We start from the raw sequence: 2,743 nt of genomic DNA on the forward strand, positions 1-2,743 counted from the left end.
AAGAGGCAGACCCGGGGAACTGAAACATCTCAGTACCCGGAGGAAGAGAAAGCAAACGCGATTTCCTAAGTAGCGGCGAGCGAAACGGAATCAGCCCAAACCAGAAAGCTTGCTTTCTGGGGTTGTAGGACACTCCATTGGAGTTACCAAGAAATTCTTTAGATGAATCGATCTGGAACGATCAGCCATAGCAGGTAAGAGCCCTGTAATCGAAAAGGAATTTCCTCCGGAGTGGATCCTGAGTACGGCGGAACACGAGGAATTCCGTCGGAATCTGGGAGGACCATCTCCCAAGGCTAAATACTCCCTAGTGACCGATAGTGAACCAGTACCGTGAGGGAAAGGTGAAAAGCACCCCGGGAGGGGAGTGAAAGAGAACCTGAAACCGTGCGCTTACAAGTAGTCGAAGCCCGTTAATGGGTGACGGCGTACCTTTTGTAGAATGGACCGGCGAGTTACGATCGTATGCGAGGTTAAGTGGAAGACACGGAGCCGTAGCGAAAGCGAGTCTGAACAGGGCGTATCTAGTATGCGGTCGTAGACCCGAAACCGTGTGATCTACCCATGTCCAGGGTGAAGGTCAGGTAACACTGACAGGAGGCCCGAACCCACGTATGTTGAAAAATGCGGGGATGAGGTGTGGGTAGGGGTGAAATGCCAATCGAACACGGAGATAGCTGGTTCTCTCCGAAATAGCTTTAGGGCTAGCCTCAAGCAAAGAGTACTGGAGGTAGAGCACTGATTGGACTAGGGGCCCTCATCGGGTTACCGAATTCAGTCAAACTCCGAATGCCAGCTACTTAGACTTGGGAGTCAGACTATGGGTGATAAGGTTCATAGTCGAAAGGGAAACAGCCCAGACCGCCAGCTAAGGTCCCAAAGTATACGTTAAGTGGAAAAGGATGTGGAGTTGCCCAGACAACCAGGATGTTGGCTTAGAAGCAGCCATCATTTAAAGAGTGCGTAATAGCTCACTGGTCGAGTGACTCTGCGCCGAAAATATACCGGGGCTAAACGTATCACCGAAGCTGCGGATTGTTCATTACGAACAATGGTAGGAGAGCGTTCTAAGCGCTGTGAAGTCAGACCGTGAGGACTGGTGGAGCGCTTAGAAGTGAGAATGCCGGTATGAGTAGCGAAAAAAGAGTGAGAATCTCTTTCACCGAATGCCTAAGGTTTCCTGAGGAAGGCTCGTCCTCTCAGGGTTAGTCGGGACCTAAGCCGAGGCCGAAAGGCGTAGGCGATGGACAACAGGTAGATATTCCTGTACCACCTCATGACCGCTATTAGCGATGGGGGGACGCAGAAGGATATGGAAAGCGCACCGATGGATGTGTGCGCCCAAGCAGTTAGAAAGTTGGATAGGCAAATCCGTCCAACAATTTCGAGCTGTGATGGGGAGGGAAATAGAGTACCGAAGTTCCAGACTCCACGCTGCCAAGAAAATCCTCTAGCGAGGTCACAGGTGCCCGTACCGCAAACCGACACAGGTAGGCGAGGAGAGAATCCTAAGGTGATCGGGAGAACTCTCGTTAAGGAACTCGGCAAAATGACCCCGTAACTTCGGGAGAAGGGGTGCTTCATTTACATGGAGCCGCAGTGAATAGGCCCAAGCGACTGTTTAGCAAAAACACAGGTCTCTGCGAAGCCGAAAGGCGAAGTATAGGGGCTGACACCTGCCCGGTGCTGGAAGGTTAAGGGGAAGCGTTAGCGCTTCGGCGCGAAGCGTAGAACCGAAGCCCCAGTAAACGGCGGCCGTAACTATAACGGTCCTAAGGTAGCGAAATTCCTTGTCGGGTAAGTTCCGACCCGCACGAAAGGTGCAACGACTTGGGCACTGTCTCAACGAGAGACCCGGTGAAATTATACTATGCGTGAAGATGCGCATTACCCGCGACAGGACGGAAAGACCCCGTGGAGCTTTACTGTAGCCTGATATTGAATGTTGGTACAGCTTGTACAGGATAGGTGGGAGCCTTGGAAACCGGAGCGCTAGCTTCAGTGGAGGCACCCGTGGGATACCACCCTGGCTGTACGGACATTCTAACCCAGGACCGTGATCCGGTTCGGAGACAGTGTCAGGCGGGCAGTTTGACTGGGGCGGTCGCCTCCTAAAAGGTAACGGAGGCGCCCAAAGGTTCCCTCAGAATGGTTGGAAATCATTCGCAGAGTGTAAAGGCAGAAGGGAGCTTGACTGCGAGACCTACAAGTCGAGCAGGGACGAAAGTCGGGCTTAGTGATCCGGTGGTTCCGCATGGAAGGGCCATCGCTCAACGGATAAAAGCTACCCCGGGGATAACAGGCTTATCTCCCCCAAGAGTTCACATCGACGGGGAGGTTTGGCACCTCGATGTCGGCTCATCGCATCCTGGGGCTGTAGTCGGTCCCAAGGGTTGGGCTGTTCGCCCATTAAAGCGGTACGCGAGCTGGGTTCAGAACGTCGTGAGACAGTTCGGTCCCTATCCGTCGTGGGCGTTGGAAGTCTGAGAGGAGCTGTCCTTAGTACGAGAGGACCGGGATGGACACACCGCTGGTGTACCAGTTGTTCCGCCAGGAGCATAGCTGGGTAGCTACGTGTGGCAAGGATAAGTGCTGAAAGCATCTAAGCATGAAGCCCCCCTCAAGATGAGACTTCCCATCACTTCGAGTGAGTAAGATCCCTCAGAGACGATGAGGTTGATAGGTCCGAGGTGGAAGCGTGGTGACACGTGGAGCTGACGGATACTAATCGATCGAGGACTTA

General features: G+C 53.2%; 1 rRNA gene. It reads left to right on the plus strand.

What is annotated here, in order from left to right:
- Positions 1-2,743 (plus strand): 23S ribosomal RNA (locus ACW2QC_RS20090); the annotation flags it as partial.

The sequence above is a fragment of the Virgibacillus sp. FSP13 genome (genome assembly GCF_054048505.1).